At 51.9% G+C, this 23402-nt stretch carries 26 protein-coding genes; 9 read left to right on the top strand and 17 right to left on the bottom strand.

Features of this window, described 5'->3' with window-relative positions:
* Positions 1–81 precede the first annotated feature (81 nt).
* Positions 82–447 carry a hypothetical protein gene (locus ABD836_RS17830; protein WP_344938606.1) on the top strand — a complete coding sequence of 122 codons (366 nt, stop codon included), beginning with the start codon at positions 82–84 and terminating at the stop codon, positions 445–447.
* Positions 448–455: 8 nt separating this feature from the next.
* Here ABD836_RS17830 and ABD836_RS19535 read toward each other — a convergent pair whose 3' ends face one another.
* The gene (locus ABD836_RS19535) at positions 456–689 is read right to left on the bottom strand and encodes a cysteine-rich CWC family protein (RefSeq protein WP_425583049.1); all 234 of its coding nucleotides are present in this window, start codon (positions 687–689) and stop codon (positions 456–458) included.
* Position 690: 1 nt separating this feature from the next.
* Between ABD836_RS19535 and smrA the strand changes: the two genes are divergently transcribed.
* Entirely contained in the window at positions 691–1302 is a 612-nt protein-coding gene (gene smrA, locus ABD836_RS17820) for a DNA endonuclease SmrA (protein ID WP_344938602.1), read from the top strand.
* A 20-nt stretch (positions 1303–1322) separates the two neighbouring features.
* On the opposite strand, the gene ABD836_RS17815 is transcribed toward smrA, so the two are convergent.
* The 4 genes from ABD836_RS17815 to gatC form a co-directional block, all read right to left on the bottom strand.
* Positions 1323–1613, bottom strand: coding sequence for a PA4642 family protein (locus ABD836_RS17815; protein WP_344938600.1), 291 nt, complete (start codon positions 1611–1613; stop codon positions 1323–1325).
* Between the two features lie 34 nt (positions 1614–1647).
* Positions 1648–3096 carry an Asp-tRNA(Asn)/Glu-tRNA(Gln) amidotransferase subunit GatB gene (gatB, locus tag ABD836_RS17810; RefSeq protein ID WP_344938598.1) on the bottom strand — a complete coding sequence of 483 codons (1449 nt, stop codon included), beginning with the start codon at positions 3094–3096 and terminating at the stop codon, positions 1648–1650.
* Positions 3097–3106: 10 nt separating this feature from the next.
* Entirely contained in the window at positions 3107–4561 is a 1455-nt protein-coding gene (gatA, locus tag ABD836_RS17805) for an Asp-tRNA(Asn)/Glu-tRNA(Gln) amidotransferase subunit GatA (RefSeq protein WP_344938597.1), read from the bottom strand.
* 63 nt (positions 4562–4624) lie between these two features.
* On the bottom strand, positions 4625–4912 hold the full coding sequence (gatC, locus tag ABD836_RS17800; RefSeq protein ID WP_344938595.1) for an Asp-tRNA(Asn)/Glu-tRNA(Gln) amidotransferase subunit GatC: 288 nt from the start codon (positions 4910–4912) through the stop codon (positions 4625–4627).
* Between the two features lie 260 nt (positions 4913–5172).
* Between gatC and ABD836_RS17795 the strand changes: the two genes are divergently transcribed.
* From ABD836_RS17795 to ABD836_RS17765, 7 genes are read left to right on the top strand one after another with little or no spacing between them, the layout of a single operon-like run.
* Positions 5173–6210, top strand: coding sequence for a rod shape-determining protein (locus tag ABD836_RS17795; RefSeq protein ID WP_008251661.1), 1038 nt, complete (start codon positions 5173–5175; stop codon positions 6208–6210).
* Positions 6211–6243: 33 nt separating this feature from the next.
* Positions 6244–7077: a rod shape-determining protein MreC gene (mreC, locus tag ABD836_RS17790; RefSeq protein ID WP_344938661.1), complete on the top strand. Its 834-nt coding sequence runs from the start codon at positions 6244–6246 to the stop codon at positions 7075–7077.
* 3 nt (positions 7078–7080) lie between these two features.
* A complete protein-coding gene (mreD, locus tag ABD836_RS17785) occupies positions 7081–7566 on the top strand; it encodes a rod shape-determining protein MreD (RefSeq protein ID WP_344938593.1) in 486 nt (161 codons plus the stop codon).
* A 1-nt stretch (position 7567) separates the two neighbouring features.
* The gene (locus tag ABD836_RS17780; protein ID WP_344938591.1) at positions 7568–8140 is read left to right on the top strand and encodes a Maf family protein; all 573 of its coding nucleotides are present in this window, start codon (positions 7568–7570) and stop codon (positions 8138–8140) included.
* Between the two features lie 4 nt (positions 8141–8144).
* The gene (rng, locus tag ABD836_RS17775) at positions 8145–9608 is read left to right on the top strand and encodes a ribonuclease G (RefSeq protein WP_344938589.1); all 1464 of its coding nucleotides are present in this window, start codon (positions 8145–8147) and stop codon (positions 9606–9608) included.
* Between the two features lie 38 nt (positions 9609–9646).
* Complete coding sequence (locus ABD836_RS17770) at positions 9647–13510, top strand: YhdP family protein (protein WP_344938587.1); 3864 nt, start codon at positions 9647–9649, stop codon at positions 13508–13510.
* Positions 13510–14316, top strand: a complete 807-nt coding sequence (locus ABD836_RS17765) for a carbon-nitrogen hydrolase family protein (RefSeq protein ID WP_344938585.1) — start codon at positions 13510–13512, stop codon at positions 14314–14316. The genes ABD836_RS17770 and ABD836_RS17765 overlap by 1 nt, the downstream gene beginning before the upstream one ends.
* A gap of 9 nt (positions 14317–14325) precedes the next feature.
* On the opposite strand, the gene yjgA is transcribed toward ABD836_RS17765, so the two are convergent.
* The 12 genes from yjgA to ABD836_RS17705 form a co-directional block, all read right to left on the bottom strand.
* Positions 14326–14841, bottom strand: a complete 516-nt coding sequence (gene yjgA, locus ABD836_RS17760) for a ribosome biogenesis factor YjgA (protein WP_344938583.1) — start codon at positions 14839–14841, stop codon at positions 14326–14328.
* 17 nt (positions 14842–14858) lie between these two features.
* Positions 14859–16217, bottom strand: a complete 1359-nt coding sequence (mgtE, locus tag ABD836_RS17755) for a magnesium transporter (RefSeq protein ID WP_344938581.1) — start codon at positions 16215–16217, stop codon at positions 14859–14861.
* A 109-nt stretch (positions 16218–16326) separates the two neighbouring features.
* Positions 16327–16596: an HPr family phosphocarrier protein gene (locus tag ABD836_RS17750; RefSeq protein ID WP_344938579.1), complete on the bottom strand. Its 270-nt coding sequence runs from the start codon at positions 16594–16596 to the stop codon at positions 16327–16329.
* A gap of 10 nt (positions 16597–16606) precedes the next feature.
* Complete coding sequence (gene rapZ, locus ABD836_RS17745; RefSeq protein WP_344938577.1) at positions 16607–17464, bottom strand: RNase adapter RapZ; 858 nt, start codon at positions 17462–17464, stop codon at positions 16607–16609.
* Between the two features lies 1 nt (position 17465).
* Positions 17466–17915: a PTS sugar transporter subunit IIA gene (locus ABD836_RS17740; RefSeq protein WP_344938575.1), complete on the bottom strand. Its 450-nt coding sequence runs from the start codon at positions 17913–17915 to the stop codon at positions 17466–17468.
* Positions 17916–17948: 33 nt separating this feature from the next.
* Positions 17949–18236: a ribosome hibernation-promoting factor, HPF/YfiA family gene (hpf, locus tag ABD836_RS17735; RefSeq protein WP_008251637.1), complete on the bottom strand. Its 288-nt coding sequence runs from the start codon at positions 18234–18236 to the stop codon at positions 17949–17951.
* A gap of 81 nt (positions 18237–18317) precedes the next feature.
* Complete coding sequence (locus tag ABD836_RS17730; RefSeq protein WP_344938573.1) at positions 18318–19814, bottom strand: RNA polymerase factor sigma-54; 1497 nt, start codon at positions 19812–19814, stop codon at positions 18318–18320.
* 143 nt (positions 19815–19957) lie between these two features.
* Positions 19958–20683 (bottom strand): LPS export ABC transporter ATP-binding protein, encoded by a 726-nt coding sequence (lptB, locus tag ABD836_RS17725; RefSeq protein WP_344938571.1) that lies wholly within the window; start codon positions 20681–20683, stop codon positions 19958–19960.
* A 2-nt stretch (positions 20684–20685) separates the two neighbouring features.
* Positions 20686–21264, bottom strand: a complete 579-nt coding sequence (lptA, locus tag ABD836_RS17720; RefSeq protein WP_344938569.1) for a lipopolysaccharide transport periplasmic protein LptA — start codon at positions 21262–21264, stop codon at positions 20686–20688.
* Entirely contained in the window at positions 21251–21817 is a 567-nt protein-coding gene (gene lptC / locus ABD836_RS17715) for an LPS export ABC transporter periplasmic protein LptC (RefSeq protein ID WP_344938567.1), read from the bottom strand. The genes lptA and lptC overlap by 14 nt, the downstream gene beginning before the upstream one ends.
* A gap of 1 nt (position 21818) precedes the next feature.
* Entirely contained in the window at positions 21819–22340 is a 522-nt protein-coding gene (locus ABD836_RS17710) for a KdsC family phosphatase (RefSeq protein ID WP_344938565.1), read from the bottom strand.
* A gap of 16 nt (positions 22341–22356) precedes the next feature.
* Positions 22357–23331, bottom strand: a complete 975-nt coding sequence (locus ABD836_RS17705) for a KpsF/GutQ family sugar-phosphate isomerase (RefSeq protein ID WP_344938563.1) — start codon at positions 23329–23331, stop codon at positions 22357–22359.
* Positions 23332–23402 lie beyond the last annotated feature (71 nt).

Raw genomic sequence — 23402 nt, 5'->3', positions numbered from 1 at the left:
CTTGTTTTCAGCTTATCCTTGTTTTGCCCTTTTAAAAAGTGCAGGGGCGGTCAGATTATTTATTTGTAGAGGATTGAGCTGATGAAAAGGAATTTACTGGTTTCTGTGTTTGCGTTATTCGCTTGGGCGGCGTCTTTGCAGGCAGGTTCTTTAGAAGACGCTTATGAGCTAATGTGTGAAAAAATGCAGTCTTGTGCGGTTAAAAGTATAGAGGTGAGTGATCTGCCGCCGGAGATGCGGGCCATGGTTTTACAGAGCCTTGAGGGCGCTTGCATGGGTATTCAGCAGCAATTTTCTGGGATCACCACTGCCCATCCGCTGTATGGTTCAGCCAGTGCCTGTTTGAAGTCAATGGCGAGCTTAAGCTGCGACGAGATTGAAAATCAGGGCGAGCGAACCACCCCAGAGTGCGCTCGTTATGAGAAAATCGTGGGAGGTGAGTCTTAACGTCGCTGCTATTCTGTGGATACTTGGCCACAGGCCTTGCAGATGCAGCGTTGCGGCCCTTGGGTATTGGCGGCTTGTTGCTTTGCTGCGCCGCTGAAGGTGCTATTCATACACCAGCAGCTGCTGGCTGCATTGCCGGCCGCGATAGCGCATTGATTGGTTTGGCCGCAGAGCGGACATTGCGCTGCGGAAACTGCTGAAGTCGGCGACGGTGACTGGGGCTGCGACGGAGAGTTCAGCATAATGAATCCTGATATTGGTATGGAGGTGAGCATGGACGATGAAGAGCAATTGTTCGCCCAAGAGATGGCTGGTGTCAAACGCCTAGAAGCGGATGCGCGGGTTGCCTTGAAAAAACTCGATTTAGATAAGGTAAATATTGCTGCTCGCCGCGAAGCCGCCACTGCGGTTAATGAGCGTCAAAATTTTTTGTCGACGGGTGATATCGAATTGCTCGATCCCTATCATATTGTGGAGTTTAAGCGCGAAGGTGTGCAGCACGGCGTGTTTCGGCGGTTAAAACAGGGCAAGTATCGGATTGAGGCGAGTTTAGATCTGCACAAAATGACAGTCGAGCACGCACGCTTGCAGGTCTTTGAATTTATTCGCGAGGCGATGAACCTAGACTTGCGGGCGGTCATTATTGTTCATGGTCGCGGTCACAATAGCAGTTCTAAGGGCGCTGTATTGAAGTCGTATGTGAATCGCTGGTTACCGGAGATGGAGCAAGTGCAGGCATATTGTAGCGCTCAGCCCCAACACGGCGGTGCGGGTGCGGTGTATATTATGCTGCGTAAAAGCGAGACTAAAAAGCAGGAGAACCGCGACCGCTTTAGCCGCAGTCGCAGTAGTTGAGCGCGAGCTGAGTGGGCGGCTTAAGCAGCGCCCTTGGCCTCTAAAGCGGCAACGTGCTCGGCGGAATTACGGTGTTCTTTGGCATAGCTGAGTACCGTGCGGCCGGCTTTGTCGGTGGCATTCAGGTTGCGATCGGTTTCGAGGAACATACCGATAAATAATTCGAAATCGTCAGCGCGCATGCTCTGGTAGGCTTTGAGCAGGGCGTGGAAGTCGGTGTCGGTGCCTGCTTTAGGCTCTGACGCCAAAAACTCTCGCACGCGGTCTTCGGTCCACACTTCGTCAAGAACCTTTTCTTTGTCTTTTTTCATAATATCTACATTACCTTATTGGGTGTGGGGCAGCTTAGCTGCCCAGCTTTTCGTTTAAAAGTTTGTTGATAACGCCGGGATTGGCTTGGCCCTTCGACGCTTTCATAATTTGGCCGACAAAAAAGCCCAGCATTTTCTTGCGTTTGCCTTCGTCGGCGCCGCGGAATTGTGCAACCTGATCGGGGTTGGCGGCCAAGACTTCGTCGACCATCGCACCCAGGGCACCGGTGTCGGAAACCTGTTTTAAGCCTTTGCTGTCGATAATCGCGTCGGCGCTATTGCCCTCGCCATTCCATATGGCTTCAAAGACTTGTTTGGCGATTTTGCCGGAGATGGTGTTGTCGACAATGCGCTGGATTAATCCGCCTAGCTGCTCCGCACTTACTGGGCTATTTGCAATGCCAAGATTGTCGCGGTTGAGCGCCGCCGAGAGTTCACCATTCACCCAGTTGGCAGCGAGTTTCGCGTCGCCGGCCGCAGAGGTCGCAGATTCAAAATAATCGGCAATGGCGCGTTCAGTGGTGAGTAGCGCTGCGTCGTAGCTCGACAAGCCATAGGCTTCTTCAAAGCGCTGGCGTTTGGCATCCGGCAATTCGGGCATCGTGGTTTTGAGCTGGTCGATTAAGTCCTGCTCAACAATAACAGGCAGTAAATCTGGGCAGGGGAAGTAGCGGTAGTCGTTGGCTTCTTCTTTGCTGCGCATGCCGCGAGTTTCGTTCTTGTCGCTGTCGTAGAGGCGGGTTTCTTGTTTTACCTTGCCGCCGTCTTCAATTAATTCAATCTGGCGTTGAGTTTCAACCTTTATGGCTCGCTCAACAAAGCGAAAGGAGTTGATGTTTTTAATCTCGGCGCGGGTGCCGTACTCGGCTTGGCCTTTGGGACGCACTGAGACGTTGGCGTCGCAGCGCAGGGAGCCTTGGGAGAGGTCACCGTCGGAAATGTCCAAATAGGTCACAATGGAGTGAATTTTACGCAAATAGGCCACGGCCTCCTCGGCACTGCGCATATCGGGTTCAGACACGATTTCGATCAGTGGCGTGCCTGCGCGGTTGAGGTCGATTCCGGTCATGCCGTGGTAATCTTCGTGCAGGGATTTGCCTGCATCTTCCTCAAGGTGGGCGTGGTGCACGCGAATATCGCGGCTGCTGCCATCGGCTAGGTTTATGGTGACGATCCCGGGACCGACAATAGGAAAGTCCATTTGCGTGGTTTGGTAACCCTTAGGTAAATCAGGGTAAAAATAGTTTTTGCGGTCAAAAACTGAGGCCATGCAAATATCGGCATCGATAGCGAGACCGAATAAAATGGCTTTTTTCAATGCCTGTTCATTGAGTACCGGTAAAGTGCCGGGCAGCGCCAGATCAACCGCGCTGGCTTGGCTATTGGGCGCTGCGCCAAAGGCGGTACTGGATCCCGAGAATATCTTCGATTTGGTGTTGAGCTGGACATGGACTTCCAGGCCAATAACTACTTCCCATTCCATAATGCTTTCCTTATACGCTGCCGGGCGCAACTTGGCGGTGCCAGTCGCTGCGCTGCTGATATTGATGGGCGGCGGCGAGCAGGCTCGCCTCGTCAAAGTCGCGGCCAATCAATTGCAGGCCAATGGGTTTACCTTGGGTGAAGCCCACCGGCAGAGAAATGGCGGGCAGGCCAGCCAAATTCACCGCAATGGTGTAAATGTCTTCAAGATACATTGTCAGCGGGTCGCTGACTTTTTCGCCCAGTGCAAAGGCGGGGTTGGGCGTGGTGGGGCCGGCGATCATGTCGACTTCTTTAAACGCTGCATCGAAATCCTGTTTGATCAGGCGGCGAATTTGCTGCGCCTTGCGGTAGTAAGCGTCGTAGAAGCCGGATGACAACGCGTAGGTGCCAATTAAAATACGGCGTTTAACCTCGGCGCCAAAGCCTTCGGCACGGGTGCGAGTGTAGAGATCGTCAAGATCTTTGGGGTTTTCGCAGCGGTAGCCGTAGCGCACGCCGTCAAAGCGGGACAAATTGGCTGACGCTTCAGCCGGCGCAATAATATAGTAGCAGGGCACCGCCAAGTGAGTGTGGGGTAGACTAATAGCTTTGATCTCGGCGCCCAGCTTGCGGTATTCGTCTAGGGCCGTTTCAACAGCTGCGCCAATACTTGGGTCGAGACCCTCGCTGAAATACTCTTTTGGCACGCCGATTTTTAAGCCTTTAAGGTCTTTGTTCAGGCCGCCCACAAAATCAGGCACTGGCAGTTGCATGCTAGTGCTGTCCTGTGGATCAAAACCGGACATGGCTTGCAATAGCAGGGCATTGTCTTCGGCGGTTTTGGCCATGGGGCCTGCTTGATCGAGACTGGATGCGAAAGCGATCATGCCGTAGCGGGAAACGCGGCCGTATGTTGGTTTTAGACCAGTGAGTCCGCATAACGCGGCGGGTTGGCGTATTGAGCCGCCAGTGTCGGTGCCCGTTGCCGCGGGCGCGAGTCCGGCGGCGATCGCTGCGGCTGAGCCACCGGACGAGCCGCCGGGCACGCAGTCGGTATTCCATGGGTTACGCACCGCACCATAAAAACTGGTTTCGTTAGACGAGCCCATGGCGAATTCGTCCATATTGGTTTTGCCCAGTGTGATGGCACCGGCGTTTGCCATATTGCTTACGACGGTCGCGGTATAGGGCGCAATAAAATTGTCGAGCATTTTGGAGGCGCAGCTGGTGCGTACGCCCTCAGTGCAAAAAATATCTTTGTGGGCGATGGGTACACCGCACAGTAATCCGCCGTTGCCGTTTTGGCGGGCTTGATCTGCGGCGCGAGCTTGCTCTAGCGCTGCAGTGGCGGTCACCGTGATATAGCTGTTGTAGCGTGGGTCGTGGGCGACAATAGCGTCTAAATATTGTTTGGTGATTTCTTCGCTGGAGAAGGTCTTTGCCTCCAGTCCGCGGAGGATGTCGGCAACCGTGTGATTGGGCATAAATAAAGGCTCTGGCAATGTAATAATGAGGGCGCTACTAAGTGATTGGCTGTGGGCCAAATATCACTCAATCACTTGTGGAACCAAATACAAGCCATCTTCTGTTTTGGGCGCAATGGTTTGAAAGTGTTCACGCTGGTCGACTTCGGTGACTTCATCGGTGCGCAGACGCTGAACGGCATCGTGGGGATTCGCCATTGCCACCACGTTTTGGGTGTCAACCGCTTGCATGACATCCACCATATTCAAGATGTCGCCGATTCGCTGGCTGAGTTCTGCTGTTTCACTGTCGGCTACGCTAATACGCGCCAGTCTGGCCAGTTTGCTAATTTCGTTCTGGTCTAAACTCATGGTTCACCTGAGTGTGTTGGTAAAGGCTGGTACAGGCTTTTTTCGGTGTTTGACGTAAGCGTGGCACCGAGATTGCTTGGCATACAGCGGTAAACCCGTAAACTTATCATATTTGCGCCTTGCCCTAAATCCCTGCCATTGATAGAGTGGCAAAGTTTTCAATTCAGGGACGTGCGAAATTTGCCGGGTGGCAACTACTTCGAGTCTCTATAGCCTGGCTCTAGTCTAAATATACGGGCCGTATAAGGTGATACATACTAATGTTTAAACGAATTCGTGGCATGTTCTCCAACGATTTATCTATCGATCTTGGAACTGCAAATACGCTTATTTATGTTCGGGGTCAGGGCATCGTTCTCGATGAGCCCTCGGTGGTGGCAATTCGTGTGCACAATGGTCAAAAAACCATTGAAGCTGTAGGTATGGAAGCCAAGCGCATGTTGGGGCGGACCCCTGGCAATATCACCGCAATTCGGCCACTAAAGGACGGTGTTATAGCCGACTTCCAAGTCACCGAAAAAATGCTCCAGCATTTTATTAAATTGGTCCATCAGAACAGTTTTATTCGTCCGAGCCCTCGGGTTTTGGTGAGTGTACCGTGCAAGAGCACCCAGGTTGAGCGTCGCGCAATTCGCGAATCGGTACTCAGCGCTGGCGCTCGCGAAGTGCGTCTGATTGAAGAGCCAATGGCAGCGGCAATTGGTGCTGGCCTGCGGGTTGGCGAAGCCTCGGGATCGATGGTGGTGGATATTGGTGGTGGTACCACTGAGATTGCTATTATTTCCTTGAACGGCGTGGTTTATTCAGACTCGGTGCGCGTTGGCGGTGACCGCTTTGACGAAGCAATTGTGACCCATGTCCGCCGTACCTACGGCAGCTTGATTGGCGACGCGACGGCGGAGCGGATTAAGCAAGAAATTGGCTGTGCCTATCCTGGCAGCGAACTGCGTGAAATTGATGTGCGCGGCCGCAATTTAGCCGAGGGGATTCCCCGTCGCTTTACATTGAATAGCGACGAGATACTTGAAGCGCTGCAAGAACCGCTGCAGGTGATTATTCAGGGCGTTAAGCGTGCACTTGAACAGTCGCCGCCAGAATTGGCCGCAGATATTGCTGAAACCGGTATTGTTTTGACCGGTGGTGGTGCCTTGTTACGCGGCATAGACCAATTAATTGCTGACGAGAGTGCACTGCCGGTGATTATCGCCGAAGATCCACTGACCTGTGTGGCTCGTGGCGGCGGTAAAGCGCTGGAGATGATGGATCGGCATCACCTCGACATATTGTCTGCAGAGTAATAATGATTCGCCCTGTAGAGGGAGGACGCGGCAATTAAACCGGTATTCTCAAATGAGTCCTCGGTTGGTGGGCGCCTGCTGCTGTTTGGCGGTGTGGCGCTCGCGCTTATTCTGGTCGGTCAGCGTCTGGATTTTATGGCGCCGGTACGTACCCAGCTGTCTATTGTCGCCGCGCCATTTTACTGGGTAGTTGATGTACCTAGTAAAATGCTGGGCGAGTTTAACGACATGCTCAGTTCGCGTCGCGATCTTATGGCCGATAACGAGCGGCTGCGCGCTGAGTCCCTCATTCTTAACGCCAAACTTCAAAAATACATTGAACTCCGTGCCGAGAACGTGCGTTTACGCGAGTTAATGAATTCCGCTGAGCTGCTTAATGACACCGTGGTGGTGGCTGAAGTAGTGGCTGTGGCCTCTGATCCAAATCGACACCAGCTTGTGGTCGATAAGGGTAGTCGCGATGGTGCTTTTGTCGGGCAGCCCGTCATAGATGCGACCGGCTTACTCGGTCAAATTACCGAGGTCGGCCTACTGCAAAGCCGTGTCCTACTGATTACCGATAGCGCGCACGCGCTGCCCGTGCGTGTTAGTCGCAATGGCCTGCGGGCGATTGCCGAAGGTACCGGCCTTATTGATGAACTTGCGCTGACCCATGTGGCGGCTACGACTGATATACAAGTGGGTGACCTTTTGGTTAGTTCTGGCTTGGGTGGTCGTTTTCCGGGTGGGTATCCGGTAGGCGAGGTTGTTGATGTATCGATAGACCCCGGTCAGCCCTTTGCCGAAGTACGGGCTAGGCCAATGGCGCAGTTAGACCGCAGCCGCAATGTCTTGCTGGTATTCAGTGAGCAGAAGTCGGAGGAGTAGCGCGTGGAATCGCATGCGCACGGACAGTGGTTTGTCGTCGTAAGCTTATTAACTGCACTGTTACTAAGTATCGCCCCCCTCAGTGGTGATTGGGCTTGGGCCCGTCCCGATTTTGTATTGCTCACTCTAGTGTATTGGCTATTGGCTTTGCCGGAGCGCGTCGGTGTCTTTATCAGCTGGCTGTGTGGCATTGTGTTGGATATCTTGCAGGGCGCCGTGTTAGGCCAAAACGCGTTTGCACTGGCGGTTGTGGCCTACATTATTCAGGTTTCTTATCAGCGTTTACGGATGTTTAGTTTGCGTAAACAAGCTGCATTTATTTCATTGCTAGAATTGTTCCATATACTGGTTGATCAGTGGGCGCAAAATATTAATGGCGTCGCGCAAACACATTGGCTGGTGTTTATCCCAATTTTGAGCACCGGTGTATTGTGGCTATTTATGCGACCTTGCATTGCGTGGCTGCAGCGCTTGTTTGCGGTCTACTGAAATGTCTGAAATAGTAATACTGGCATCGCAGTCGCCACGGCGAAGAGAATTACTTGAGCAGATCGGTGTCGGATTTAAAGTCATTGCCGCTGATATCGACGAATCGCCAATGGCAAAGGAAGACGCGGCGACGTATGTGCAGCGGATGGCTACTGAAAAAGCGCTAGCCGTCGTTAACCGCGCTGCTGGAGTACCGGTTATTGCTGCTGACACTTCGGTGATTGTTGACGGTGACATTTTAGGGAAGCCGGAAAGTCGTCTAAGTGCGGAGGCAATGTTGACTCGGCTCAGTGGACGTAGCCATCAGGTTATGACCGCCGTGGCCTTATATCACGGCGGTCGCATCCGGCTGAAACTATCGGTGACGGATGTTAGTTTTTCAGACTTGAGTATTGCTCAGATCCGCGGATACCTAGCCACGGGCGACGCGGACGACAAGGCGGGCGCATACGGAATTCAGGGCGTTGCAGGGCAATTTGTGCGGCACATTTCCGGCAGTTATTCCGGCGTTATGGGGCTACCATTATATGAAACAGCGGCTTTGTTACGCGACGCTGAAATCGGGTTAGAGTGAGGCCATGAGCGAAGAGATTCTGATCAATGTCACGCCAGTAGAAACGCGGGTCGCGGTGGTTGAGAACGGCGTGTTACAGGAAGTGTATATTGAGCGCAGTCGTTCGCGCGGGATAGCAGGGAATATATACCAGGGCAAAGTCGTCCGCGTGTTGCCTGGAATGCAGGCGGCGTTTGTCGAAATTGGTTTGGAACGCACGGGCTTTATTCATGCTTCAGATATTGCCAGCTTGGATACCCCCGACGGTGAACACGCCGATATTCGCACTAAAATTCGCGAAGGTCAGTTACTCACAGTGCAGGTGAGTAAGGACCCGATGGGCACCAAGGGCGCGCGATTAACCACACGCTTGTCGGTGTCCTCTCGTTACCTTGTGTATATGCCGGGTGCGGCACATATTGGCGTTTCCCATCGGATTGATGATGAAGATGAACGTCAGCGTTTGCGGGGCTTATTGGAGTCGTCTGCCCTTGATGACGACGGCGAGTTGCGTGACGGTTATATTTTGCGTACTGCCGCCGAGGGCGCTGGCGAAGACGAAATGCAAGCCGATGTGCAGTTTTTAAAGCGCTTGTGGATTGCTGTTGAGAGGAGAATGAAGCGGGATGTCGCGCCAAGTGTTATTTATGAGGACTTACCGCTGTTTATGCGCACCATGCGGGATTTGGTGCGACCAGGTTTAGAAAAAATCCGCATTGACTCCAAAGAAAGTTTTCAGCGTGTAGCCCAGTTTGCAGAGGACTATCTGCCGGAAATAGCCTCGCAGCTGGAATACTATCCCGGCGAGCGACCGATTTTCGACCTATACGGTGTTGAGGACGAAATCCAAAAAGCCTTGGGTCGCAAAGTTGAGTTGAAGTCAGGTGGTTATCTGATTATCGATCAAACCGAGGCGATGAGTACCATCGATATTAATACTGGCGCTTTTGTTGGTCATCGCAATTTAGAAGAAACCATTTATAAAACAAATCTTGAAGCGACGGCGGCCTTGGCGCGGCAGCTGCGTTTGCGCAATCTCGGTGGCATTATCATCATCGACTTTATCGACATGAAAGACCCTGAACACCGTCGTCAGGTATTGCGCGCCTTGGAAAAGGCCATGGAAAAAGATTACGCCAAAACCTCGATTACCGGGGTGTCGGAGTTGGGCCTGGTTGAGATGACGCGTAAACGTACGCGAGAAAGTCTTGAGCATGTTCTTTGCGAGAGCTGTCGTTACTGCCATGGTCGCGGCTCAATGAAATCACCTGAAACGGTTTGTTACGAAGTGTTTCGCGAAATTTTGCGTGAGGCCAGAGCTTACGAGAGCAAACGCTTATTGGTGTTAGCTTCTCAGGAAGTTGTCGATCGTTTACTGGATGAGGAGTCGTCCAGCGTGGCTGATTTGGAAGAGTTTATCGGCGCAAGCATTCGCTTTCAGGTTGAGGCTGTGTACACCCAAGAGCAGTATGATGTGGTGCTGTTGTGATGCTAATCAGCAAATGTGGCAGTCATCGTGGGTGATGGATGATGCTTCGGCGCTTTTTTAAACAGCTGTATTCTTTACTGTGGGGTGTCGCACTGCTCGTACTGGTATTGCTGGCGCTCTATGTCAGTCTCGGGCGCCAGTATATTGGTTTAGTTGACCGCTATCAGAGTGAGATATTTCAGTACGTTGAGGAATTCGCGGGTATCCCGGTGTCGGCCAGCGCAATGCACGGAAGCTGGGCGGGGCTGTCACCGGTCATCGAATTACTCGATTTTCAGCTCGGCGAAAGTGGCGCTTTGAGGTTTGATAAGGGCCGCGTCGAAATTGATTTACTCTCCACATTATTTTCCGGAACGCCAAAAATTCGCCAGATTAAAGTCGCGAAGCTCGATCTTGATCTGCAGCAGGATAATGATGGTCATTGGCAGATTCCGGGGTTGTCCGCGACGGGCGGCGGCAGTCCAAATGCAGTAATTGATGCGGTGTTGGGCATTCGCAATGCGTCATTAGACTTGTTCTCGGTAAAACTTAACTACGTTAATGGCGATCAAACTCAGATAAGTACGCGGGACTTTTTCTTGCGTAGCGATGATAAATTTCGACGTGCCTATGCCAAATTAAATACCGACAGCGACGGCGATATTCAATTATTGATGGAGTCTTACGGCGACCCGCGTAATGCGGAACGCTTTAGCGCAAGCGCGTATTTGGTTGTTAAAGACAGCCGCTTAAGCGCGTTGGCCCCGCTATTTGATGATAGTGCCCCGCTCATAAATAGTGAACTTAGCGGTGAGATATGGCTAAATTGGCGGCAGGAGCAACGCATTAGTATTAGTGGCGTATTAAAAGCGCCAACCCTATCGCTGGGTGTACTCTGGGGTTCCGATGGCGCGGTGCTAGAAGATGTCAGTATGCGGTTTCAGGGCAGTCATCGCGATGGATTTTGGCGCATCGCCTTTTCTGATTTTGATGCGCATTCTAAAGGTTTGCAGCTTGATCTTGCCGGGGTGTCTGTTCAGCGGCCTCAGCCAGAACTCTGGCAATTTAGCTTGCCCCAGCTCGATCTCGATGTAGCGAATACGCTGCTACTTGAAAGCGAGGTCCTAAGCCCGGGCCTGCAGGCTACGCTTGCGGAGTTGGCACCTAAGGGAAGCCTGCGCAATATCCAATTTGATTTAAATAGTTCGCCAGCTGGCATCGAAAACTTTAGTTTCCGTGCTGAGGCAGACGCGCTCAGCGTAGAGCCTTGGCAAGGTGCGCCTGGAGCGAAAGGGCTTTCTGGTTATTTGGAAATCGCGCCGCAGCGCGGTTTACTTTTGCTCGATTCCAAACGATTGGCGCTGGCGTTTCCGCATCTCTACGATAATGCCTTCGATTTACAAGAAGTAAAAGCAGAATTAAATTGGACTTATGATAATGATCATTTGGCGCTAAACAGCGGTTTAATTCTCGCAGAGAATGAAGGGGTGCCCGTTTCGGTATTGCTGGGCCTTGATTTACCTTTGCACAAGGATACCGCCACTGAACCACAGATGAGCCTGGTAATTGGCGCGCGCAATGCGGATGCGGCGGTTCATCAACGCTTTACACCGAAGGTTCTGAGCGACTCGCTGCTTGCTTGGCTCGAGCAAAGTATTCTTGGCGGCAGGGTAAACAGCGCTGGTTTTATCTATCGGGGCTCCCTGGTTGCTGGAAGCGATGAACATCCTGCCGTGCAATTGCATTTAGATCTAGCGGATGTTGAATTGGCATTTCATCCTGACTGGCCAGCACTTGAGGTGCCTGTAGCTGGCGTGCTGATCGACAATGGTCTTGTAACGGCGTCGGCAGAGGGTGGCGCCGAGTTAGATGGACTCGCCGTTGAAGACCTTGCGGTGGCAGTTGGGCCAATGGGTGATGGCGTATATGCCTTAGACGTTAGTGCCAATGCCGAGCCTAAGTTCACGCAAGTTCAACGACTGCTGACGAAAACGCCGCTTCATCAATATCTTGGAACAGTCTTTGATAACTGGCGCGGCGAAGGCGATGCCAATGTCGATTTCGCCCTGAAAATGCCATTCACCGAGGCGCCCGAGCTGCAAATCAGTGTTGACGCTGATATTGATTTTAAAACTATCGAAATGCCGGACTACCGCTTAATTTTAACCGGCGCGCAGGGGCATCTCCACTATGAATCCGACAAAGGCTTGAGTAGTTGCGATTTGGCGGCACGCCTTTATGGCCAGCCGCTGCAGGGGCAAATCAAACAGACCGACGGAAAGCTGAATATTGACGCGAGCGGCAATATTGATATGGCGGATTTGGGCCGTTGGACTGGGCAACCGGTGATGGGCTTTTTTAGTGGTAGCACAGCGGCCAAACTGCATGTTGAAACGGGCGCGAACGCTGGCTTAACGGTGACATCGGATTTGCGCGGGGTGGATGTTTTACTCCCTCAACCACTTTATAAAGCGGCAGAGAGCACGCGCGATATTAAAATTACCCTGCCCTTTGGCGAGGGGCTGCAGGTAATGCACCTGAGGATGGCTGATCAGTTTAGCCTGTTACTCGGGTTTCAAAAAGACACGGACATTAGCGCAAATTTGTCCTTTGGTCTTACCTCCGGGATTGATACATGGCACGACTTGACGCCGGGCCAGATGCGTATCAGTGGGCGTCTGGCATTTGCTGACTTTGACCAATGGCGCCGAGTTTACGATCGCTACGTGGAGTTGGCCGCGAATGGCGCGGCGTCAAAAGAGGGTTTGGAGTTTAGCGTAACGAAGCTGCGCATCGATGAGGTAATGATTTTCGACAGTTTGCTAGAGTCGGCCCAATTGTCGCTGCGGAGCGCCCCTGATGCGTGGTTTTTACATATTAATAGTGCGCAATTATTAGGTGATATTCAGATTCCAAGAGTGGAGCTTGACCCGGCCCAAGCCTTTAAAGTGACGCTAGAATCGCTGAATTTACCTAAACCCAAAGCTTCTGCCGCTAACCCCCTAGATGGGATAGACCCTCGAAGCTTGCTGGATGTTAATCTGGATATCGCCAAACTTAGTATTGGTGATGAGCAGCTCGGTAGTGTTGGTTTTGACTTGCGTACTGATCAAAACGGGGCCTATTTTAATAATGTGCGCGGCAGTTTACGCGGGATCGAATTGGCGACTGTGGCCGGTAGTACCAATTTAACATGGTTGCAGGATGACACCGGCCGAGTCTCGTCTCAGTTGCAAGGCCAGTTTGGTATTAGCGACTTGGGTGATGTTTTAGAAAGTTTTTCCTACCCTCGAGTAATGGAAACGCGGCGTGGTAATTTTGATTTAAATCTTCAGTGGTTCGGTACCCCGGCAGCATGGGCACTCGCTGATAGCCAAGGCGAGTTTAGTTTCTCCTTTAAAGACGGTCGGTTTTTAAAAACCTCGGATGCGGCCAGCGGCACGCTGCGTATTTTTAGTATTTTTAATATGGCTAATATTGTGCGGCGCTTGAAGTTCGATTTTCGCGACGTGTTTAAAAAAGGTATCTACTTTGATCGTATGCGCGGCGGCATCAATTTGGCTGAGGGGCAGTTGGCATTGTCGTCGCCATTAGATGTGCATGGGCCTTCGAGTCGTTTCCAAATGACCGGCGGGATCAATTTGCTCACCGAGGTGCCTGATCTGCGTTTAGTAGCAACCCTGCCAGTGGGCAGTAATTTGCCTTGGGTGGCTGCGCTGGTAGGCGGCTTACCCGCGGCTGCGGGTGTCTATGTGGTTAGCAAGGTATTTGAAGAGCAAATGGACAGTTTTTCCAGCGCTGTGTACGAGATTTCGGGAACAATTCAGGAGCCGGAGCTGACCTTTAAAAATATCTTTGACGATGAAAGCCTTGATGGTTCTGAGCCGCAGGGGCGGAGCGCAGGTAAACCGGGGGTTAAGTGATGAGCGTCAATGTAGCTGCAATTCAAATGGTGTCTAGCCGCGTTCTTGCTGAAAATTTGCAGCAAGCCGAAGCCTTAGTGGCCGAGGCGGCGGCAAGAGGGGCGCGATTGGCGGTCCTGCCAGAGAACTTTGCGCTTTTTGCGAGCAGAGAAATTGGTGTGCTCGCCAAGGCTGAGGCGGTCGACGCATCGCTGCAGACATTTCTTAGTGAGCTTGCAAGGCGTTACCAGCTAATTCTCGTGGGCGGGACAATACCTATTCCCGCCGACGATGGGCGAATCTACGCAACGAGTTTTGTTTACGCGGCAAATGGCGATTGTCTTGGTTACTACCGCAAAATACATTTGTTTGACGCTGAGGTCGGCGACAGCCAGGGGCATTACCGCGAGTCTGATACCTACGCACCAGGTGACAGTCTGGCGGTACTTGAGACTGAATTGGGTCGCCTAGGTATCGCGGTGTGTTACGACCTGCGGTTCCCCGAATTATTTAGGGCTATGCAGGACCTCGAGGTAGATATCATTGCATTGCCTTCGGCATTTACCCGTAGTACTGGTTGGGCCCACTGGCTGCCCTTGGTTCGTGCTAGGGCAATTGAGAATCAATGTGTTGTGGTGGCGGCTAATCAAGGCGGTATACATGATGCCAAACGACAAACCTCGGGGGGTTCCGTTGTGGTCGATAGTTGGGGGCGGGTGTTGGCAGAGGCAGGTTTAGGCGCTGGCTGTGTTATTGCATCTTATGATGCTGAGGAACAGGCTGCACTTCGTAAGCGAATGCCGGTTGCCCAGCATCGCCGTCTATAAATTTAAGGTTTAGTTCGCCGCTTTGGCGGCTTGAAGCTCTTTCAAGTATTGGAATAATTTACGCTTAGCCGCAGGTGGTTTTTTCGCTTGGGCATCTTTGTTTATCTGCATGACCAATTGCCGTAAGCGTTGGCGATCGGCTTGCGGGTAGTCGACTAACACTTGTTCAATGGCGCTTACGCCCGTGTTTGCCAATTCATCGCGCAGTAGCTCTAGGCGGTGAAATTGTTGGGCTTGTTCGCGCTGGCCTTCTTCACGCTTAGCTAAACCGGCTTCAATCTCAGTTAGGTCAATGTCGCGCATGAGTTTGCCAATGTATTGCAGCTGGCGGCGCAGTGCCTCGCGGCTGGTCAATCGCCTCGCGGTGACTAAGGCTTCCGCTAAATGCTCGTCGAGAATGGGTATTTTCGCTAGCTCGTTGTTGCTGAGTTTAACCAGCTTTTCCCCCATTTGTTGCAGGGCTTGCATTTCTTTTTTTACCGCCGTTTTACTAGGGCGTTCCGACTCTGGCGTTGCTTCAGTCACATTAAAATCCGTTGCTATTAGGCGTAAAAATAGGTGGCTAACCCGAGGAAAGACATAAACCCGATGACGTCGGTGACGGTGGTCAGTACCACACCGCCGGCCAAGGCGGGGTCAATATTCAGTGATTTCATCGCGAGTGGCAGCACGGCGCCGGCCAGTGCCGCGGTGACGAGATTAATAATCATGGCTGCGGCAATAATACCGCCCATTAAGGGATCGCCAAACCAGATAGTAGTCGCGCCCGCCACTATTAAGGCCCATAGCGCGCCATTTATTGCGCCTACTAATATTTCCCGGTTAATTAGCCAGCGGCTGTTATCTCGACTGATGTGGCCAAGCGCCATACCGCGAATAACCACCGTTAAGGTTTGGGTGCCGGCGACACCGCCCATGCTAGCGACAATAGGCATAAGCACCGCGAGGGCGACGACTTTTTCGATAGTGGCTTCAAATAAATTAATAACCCCTGAGGCAATGAAGGCCGTGAGCAAGTTGATTCCCAGCCAAATTGCCCGTCGTGGCGCTGTGGTGAATACGGCGGCAAAGGTGTCTTCGTCCTCGTCCAAACCGGCCATGCTCATCAGCGAGTGGTCAGATTCTTCACGGATAACGTCAACGACGTCATCGATAGTGATTCGGCCAAGTAGTAGACTATTCTCGCCAACGACGGGTGCTGATACCCAGTCATTACGGGCGAAGAGGGTGGCGACTTCTTTGGAGGACATGTCCGCAGAGATCGGTTCGACCTCGGTGTCCATGATTTCCCTCACCGTCACGCTGGGGTCAGACACCAATAGCTTACGTAGTGACAGTATGCCGATGTATTGATCGTTGCGGTTTACGACAATCAAACTGTCCGTCATCTCTGGCAGGCTTTCGTGGCGTCGTAAATAACGCATCGCGACATCGAGGGTGATGTTTGGCCGCACGGTGATCGTGTCGGTGTTCATCAAGCCGCCGGCAGTGTCCTCGTCGAAGGACAATACGTGTTCTACGCGAAGGCGGTCCTGGTGGTCCATGGACTCGAGGACTTCACGAATAACCCGGTCAGGCAATTGCTGGAGAATATCGGCGATGTCATCGGCTTCGAGGCCTTCGGTGATGGCCGCAACTTCCTCGGCGTCCATCTGCCGCAAAAATTGGCTCTGCACCTCGTCATTGAGATGTTGAAGGATGTCGCCTTCATTTTCAGTGTCGATAAGCTGCCACAAGACACTACGGATCTTATGTGGCGTTGATTCAATGAGGTGAGCGGCGTCTGCGGGGGGCAGGCCGTTTAGCATGCGACGAATTTGCAGGAATCCGCCGGAACCCAAAGCGTCATTGAGGGTTTTGAGTTGGCTCTCGGTTTGTAGTTTGTCTGCAGTCTGGGCCATACCTATCCCTAGCCTGAGCCGTAATGGATTTGTAAGAAGTCTGGGCAATTATCCTTGAAAGCGCGTCGCGCAACAATCCACAGAGTAATCGCGAGTAAAATAAACTTTATTACTCTCCTTCGCCAAAGCGTTGATTTATCAGGTCTTGTATTGCAGCGAGGGCTGCCGTCTCATCACTACCTTCGCAGCGCACCGTAATGTCACTGCCTTTGCTGGCGGCGAGCATCATTACTGACATAATACTTTTTCCGTCGACACTTTTGTCGCCAATAGCAAGCGTGATTTTTGAACTATATGCGCCAGTAGTAGCAACGAGCTTGGCCGCAGCGCGGGCGTGTAACCCCAGTTTGTTGATGATTTTGATTTCTGCTTCGACCATCGTGTCGCCTCTAGTTCTGGAGTTCGCGATGGCGAACTTGGAGGTCTGGGTAGCTACTGCGCATTGCCTCAGCCAAGGATTCAGCCATATATACTGAGCGATGCTGGCCACCGGTGCAACCAATGGCAACCGTGAAATAGCTGCGGTTGCTGGCTTCTATTTTGGGTAACCAAGTTTGCAGATACTGCAAAATGTCGCGGCGCATTAGCTGGACGTCGGCTTGGCCACTAAGGAATTCCTGCACCGCCTGGTCCTTGCCAGTAAGGCTGCGCAAATTTTCTTGCCAGTGCGGGTTAGGTAGCATCCGTAGGTCGTAGACTAGGTCTGCATCGATCGGCAGGCCGCGTTTAAAGCCGAAGGATTTAATTTGCACAGCTAGGCGGCTGGCGTCAACGCCAAGAATGCGGTCGCGAATAGCGGCGCGCAGCTCGTGTACCGTCATATCGCTGCTGTCGATGGCCAGCGAGGCTTCGACCACAATCGGCTCCAGTAACCGTGACTCAAGCTTAATTGCATCGGCCAGTGGCAGGGAGTCAGTTGTTAGCGGGTGGCGACGGCGTGTTTCGCTAAAGCGTTTGATGAGTTTGTCGTCTGCGGCATCGAGAAAAACTATTCGTAGGCGAGCATGTTGCTGAACTTGCTCGCAGAGCCCTTTGAAGCGCGCTAGGCCGTCTTGGGAATTGCGAGCGTCGATACAGACGGCAACTTGCTTGTGTACTTTGAGTGGGCTTTGGGAAAGCTCACGAACCAACTCTGGAAGCAGCGACACGGGAAGATTGTCGATCGCGTAAAAGCCCTCATCCTCGAGTTGGTGGAGCGCAGTACTTTTGCCTGATCCAGAGCGGCCGCTGAGAATGATGAGTTCCATACTAAGCTTGCAGAGCTCGGTCTAGCAGGGCTTGGTCGGAGCTTGCGCTGCGCAGGCCGCTGCGGAATTCTTCTTCATTAAACGCGGTGGCCAGTGCGCCCAACACTTTGAGGTGCTCGTCGTGCGCTTCTGCGGGAACGATAAGTGCAAATACGAGGTCGACGGGTTGGTCGTCAATAGCTTCAAAATCGATAGCTTGGTCGAGTTTGAGTAACATTCCGGTGATGGCGGTGCAGCGGCTGCTGCGGCAGTGCGGGATCGCTACTCCGTGACCAATGCCAGTACTGCCAAGGCGCTCTCTGGCAAGTAATTCATTAAATAATTCATCGGCGTCAAATTCACTGTTGTCAGCGCTAATGCCTGCCGAAATAAATTCGAGAAGTCGTTTTTTGCTCGTAATAGACGCACCGCTATGGGTGCGTCCTAAGGTAAGAATGGAATTGAGTATCATGGTTTCTTGCAACAGTGGGTTAGGTCAGGGGCCTTAGCGGCCCAGGGTTTTTTCTTTGTGCTTTATCAGTTGTCTATCGAGCTTGTCGGTCAAACTGTCGATTGCCGCGTACATATCCTCTGATTCACAAGTGGCAAATAAGTCGGCGCCGGCAACGTGCACAGTGGCTTCGGCTTTTTGGATCAGTTTTTCGACGGACAGAGTGACGTCGGTATTGGTGATGTTGTCAAAATGTCGTTGAAGTTTGCCGAGCTTAGTATTGACGTAATCGCGAAGAGACGGGGTGACGTCAACGTGATGACCACTAACAGTAATCTGCATATTTTGCTCCTTCATCGCTGAAAATAACTAGCGCCTCACGGCGCGTGTATGACGACAATGACCGTAACAGGGGCACTGCCACTATACCAGTCGTTTCCGCTCGTTAGAGGGCGGAATAACCAGTGATTCTCGATATTTTGCAATGGTGCGACGGGCGACTTGTATGCCCTGTTCACCCAGTAAATCGGTGATCTTGCTGTCGCTTAAGGGTTTGCGGGGATTTTCTGCCGCCACCAGTTTTTTGATTAGTGCACGAATGGCCGTAGATGAGCATTCGCCGCCGGTATCGGTAGATACATGGCTTGAAAAAAAGTATTTTAGTTCAAAAATACCGCGTGGCGTGTGCATGTATTTTTGTGTTGTTACGCGGGAAATAGTGGACTCGTGCATACCAACAGCTTCAGCAATATCGTGTAACACCAAGGGTTTCATTGCTTCGTCGCCGTACTCTAGGAAGCCGCGTTGGTATTCGACAATCTTAGTGGCGACTTTCATTAGAGTCTCATTGCGGCTAAGCAGACTTTTAATAAACCAGCGCGCTTCTTGCAAATTGTCGCGAATATAGTCGTTGTCACTGCTATTACTGCTCTTTCTGGCCAGCGCGGCGTAGTGCGCATTAATTTGAATTTTAGGTGCAATGTCGGGATTTAGCTCTACCAGCCAACGATCTTCTTTTTTGCTAACAAACACATCGGGAACAACATATTCGGTGTCGTCGGCACCAATGCTATCGCCGGGCGTTGGGTTGAGAGACTGAACCAGTTTTATAATGTCGCGGAGCTGTTCTTCCTTCAAACGGCAGCGGCGCATTATTTGGTTATAGTCGCGATTACCCAATTGCGCCATATATTGGCTAACAACAAGACGGGCTTCTTCAACTAGCGGTGTGTCTGGTGGTAGTTGCTTGAGTTGAATTAACAGGCATTCTTGCAAATCGCGCGCAGCTACGCCTGGCGGATCAAACTGCTGGATCAGATGTAAAATCGCATTAAATTCTTCGATTTCGATTTCGTCACTGGCAAAACCGTCTACGAGATCTTCGGCGCTTACCGTGAGTCGGCCGTTATCGTCAATGGCGTCGATGATGGCCTCGGCAATCAGTCGATCGATATCGGACAGGCGGCTAAGATTTAACTGCCAGCGCAAGTGGTCTTGTAGAGTATCTGCGCTGGAGTTGCGGTAATCGTTGCTGTAATCACTGTCCTCTGACGCCGAACCGCTGCCAGAACCACTGCTGGTGCCGCTGGACTGATAGACGTCGTCCCACTGGCTATCTACGGGTAAATCGTCGGGGATATCGCTGCGTTCGGCCCACTCAGTATCTGCCTCAGGCTGGGGGGCCTCGGTTTCTTGATCGCTACTTTTTTCGGCTTTCTTAGGTTCGGCAGAGGTGGGCTCGGTATTCACTTCAAAATCATCGCTGTCGTCGCTGATTTCGAGCAGGGGGTTAGAATCTAGTGCCGATTGAATTTCTTGCTGAAGATCGAGGGTGGAAAGTTGTAATAAGCGAATCGCCTGTTGCAGCTGGGGTGTCATTGTCAGGCTTTGACCGACTTTGAGCTGTAGCGATTGTTTCATAGGCAGTGTCTTCTACAACAAGAGAGTGGTAACACGAGCAAGCTGTTTTTGCCCTACCGGCAATAATTATGCCTCTCTCTCAGTGTAGTCGGGACAATCATTGCCTGCAATACCTGTGCCGATTCATTTGTTGGTTGTCGGCGTTATAAGGTGAATTTGTCACCGAGGTATATGTCTCGAACGATCTGATTATTTAGCACGGTATTGGCGTCGCCCTCGGCAACGATACGGCCTTCGCCGACGATATAAGCCTTATCGCATATATCGAGGGTTTCGCGAACATTGTGGTCAGTAATGAGTACGCCAATACCCCGAGCCTGCAAGTGTTTAACGATGTTTTGAATGTCATTTACAGAGATCGGGTCAACGCCGGCAAAGGGCTCATCCAATAGGATAAAACTGGGTTCTGTGGCCAGTGCTCTCGCTATTTCAACCCGGCGTCGTTCGCCGCCAGAAAGTGCCATTCCCATTGAGCTTCGAATATGTGTTATGTGGAATTCTTGCAGTAGCGACTCAAGTTTTTCTTTACGCTGCTTGCGATTGAGGTCGCTACGGGTCTCAAGAATCGCCATGATGTTATCGGCGACGGTTAATTTGCGAAATATTGAGGCCTCTTGTGGCAGATAGCCCACGCCATTTTTCGCGCGTCCGTTAATCGACAGTTTGGTAAGGTCGCGGTCGTCGAGACGTATGGTGCCGCGGTCGGCATTGACGATGCCCACAATCATGTAAAAACAGGTGGTTTTACCCGCGCCATTTGGACCTAGCAAGCCTACAATTTCGCCGCTGCTTATGGTGAGAGAGACATCTTTGATGATTTCGCGACCCTTATAGGCCTTGGCGAGATTACTTGCTTGCAAAACAGGCATGGTTAGCGCAATTCTCCGCTGAGGGCATTGTCTGGGGTCGGCTCACTAGCCTCATTCGCTTTGTTGCTTTCGGGCTGTTCGCTGTCGGGGATGGCTTGCGGTTGCAGCGTCATTTTTACGCGATTTTCTTTTTCGGTGGTGCCGCCGTCGGCGATCACCATTTGCTTGCGACCGCTATAAACCACGCGGTCACCAGAAATTTTGGAACCCTGGTGAGTAATTGACGCATTTTTTTCAAGAAGAATTTCTTCTTGCGCTAGGCTGTATTCAATCCGCTGGGCGCTGGCGATAACAACGCCTTCTTCGGCGCGAGGCTGCTGCTCGAAATAGGCGGGGCTGCCCTCCGCAACGACTTTTTCAACTTTACGATCCGATTCTATGATGGTCAGTTTGTCGGCGCGAATTTTCAGTGAACCTTGGCTCATGCTGACGTTGCCAACATAAACACCTTGGTTGTTCTCGTAAATAGCCCGGTCAGAGCTCAGGTTAATAGCCTGCTTACGATCGTCGGGTAAGCTTAGCGCTGAGCTGCTGATGGCGAACAGAAAGCTAGCTATTAGCGCGGCATTATATGGGGTCATAGTGGCCTTTTACCTGGTCGAGGAGTTCAACGCGTTCATTTTTCATACTGGCTTTAAGGCCAACGGAACGCGTTTTGCCATTGCGTAGCGATAGCGTTAATGGCTGGTCGGTAGTCACTTCGCTGCTATCCAAGTTTATTCTCAGTAATTCGGTACTGATTTGCGCTTGGCGAATTAAATCTTTGACAAGCACGGTGTCGAGTAAGGTCAGCTGTTCGCCGTCTTGAGAGAGCTTTCCTGCCTTGGCGCTGGCAGTCCACGGGCGCTGGTCAGCGATATTGCCGATATAAAATGGGTCTTGCAATGATATTGAGCCGTCGGAAATTAGTCGTTCAGCGCTGCTTGCGCGCCATTTGTAGGCAATTTCACCGTCCCGACTGTACTTAATGCCGTCGACTTGGCTTAAGTGGGAGTCGGCGTCGGGCATTGCCTCAAAGCGCTCGACAATGCTTAATTTGCCGCTTTCACTGTACTGGGTGAGGTAGACCACTGTGCCGGCCATTGCTGTAATGGCCGATAGCACAGAAAATACGGTGAATTTTATTTGTTTCATTTTAGAGGTATTGCTCCAAGGCATTATTGAGCTTGCCCTGCGCTTGCAGAATTAGCTCGCAAACCTCTCGAATAGCGCCACTGCCGCCGGCAGCGCGGGTTTGCCAGTCTGCGTGGCGGGCAACAAATTCATGACCGTTGGCAACGGTAATGCCAAGCCCAGCTTGGCGTATGGCCGATAAGTCCGGAAGGTCGTCGCCGACGTAGGCAATGTCTTTCATTTCGAGGCCGAGGTCGGCTCGCAATTCCTCAAGGGCAACCAGCTTGTCTTCGCGGCCCTGATAGATCAATTCAATTTTTAACTCACCGGCGCGGCGTTTTACCAATTCAGAGCAGCGGCCGGTGATAATAGCTGGCGTTATGCCGGCGTCACGCAATAGTTTGATGCCGAGCCCGTCAAGAATACTGAAGGCCTTCATTTCTTCGCCGCTATTGCCAAAGTACAGGCTGCCATTGGTCAACACGCCGTCGACATCCATCGCCAATAGTTTGATGGTTTTTGCTTTCTCAATCACGCTGTGCATATTTGTGGTGATTTCCCTAGGCAACGCCGGCTTTGAGCAGGTCGTGGGTGTGTATGACGCCAACAGGTTGGCCGCTGTCGTTTACGGCAACCAGTACCGTGATTTTATTGTCTTCCATAATACGCAGCGCTTCGGCAGCCATCATGCCGGGCTTAATGGTACGACAATTGCGGGTCATAATGTCATCGATAGGACATTGGTGTATATCGATACCGCGGTCTATGGCGCGGCGTAAGTCGCCATCGGTGAAAATGCCGGCTAGCACGCCATCTTGGTCAACGACGGTTGTCATCCCCAAGGTTTTACTGCTCATTTCCAGTAGGGCGCCGCTCAGCGCGCTGCCCAAAGTGATTTTGGGGATGCTGTCGCCTGTATGCATTATGCTGTCGATTTTTAATATGAGTCTCCGGCCCAATGCGCCTCCTGGATGCGATAGTGCGAAATCATTGGCGGTAAAGCCTCTCGCTTCGAGTAAGGCGATGGCCAGTGCGTCGCCCATTACCAAAGTAACGGTGGTGCTGGATGTTGGGGCGAGGTTAAGGGGGCATGCTTCCTCCGCCACGCCGACATTTAAGTGGACGTCTGCGGCGGTGGCGAGTTCGGAGTCGGGATTTCCTGTTAGCGCTATTACTGGCACTGCCAACAGTTTTAGTAGCGGCAAGATAGTAATTAGCTCACCAGTCGTGCCTGAGTTCGACAGTGCAATGACGACATCTCCCGCAGTGATCATTCCCAAGTCACCATGACTGGCTTCACCCGGGTGCACAAAAAAGGCCGGTGTGCCCGTGCTGGCAAGGGTGGCGGCAATTTTATTGCCGATATGGCCCGATTTCCCCATTCCGGTCACAACGACGCGGCCCTTGCATGCTAGTAAGATGTCGCAGGCTTTGCTAAAACTTTCGTCAATGCGGTCGGCGAGAACGGCTACGGCATCTCTTTCCATACCGATAACGCGCAGAGCAGAGCTAGTATATGATGTGCTATTGGTCACTCGGGATTACCTAGATTATTGAAATTGCCTGTTAAGCTTGGGCTAATGTTAGCTATGATAATTTCCAATGT

Origin of the sequence: Zhongshania borealis (genome assembly GCF_039539625.1) — a bacterium.
In the GTDB taxonomy this organism is placed as follows: Bacteria; Pseudomonadota; Gammaproteobacteria; order Pseudomonadales; family Spongiibacteraceae; genus Spongiibacter; species Spongiibacter borealis.
This window is presented reverse-complemented; position numbering and strand designations above follow the sequence as displayed.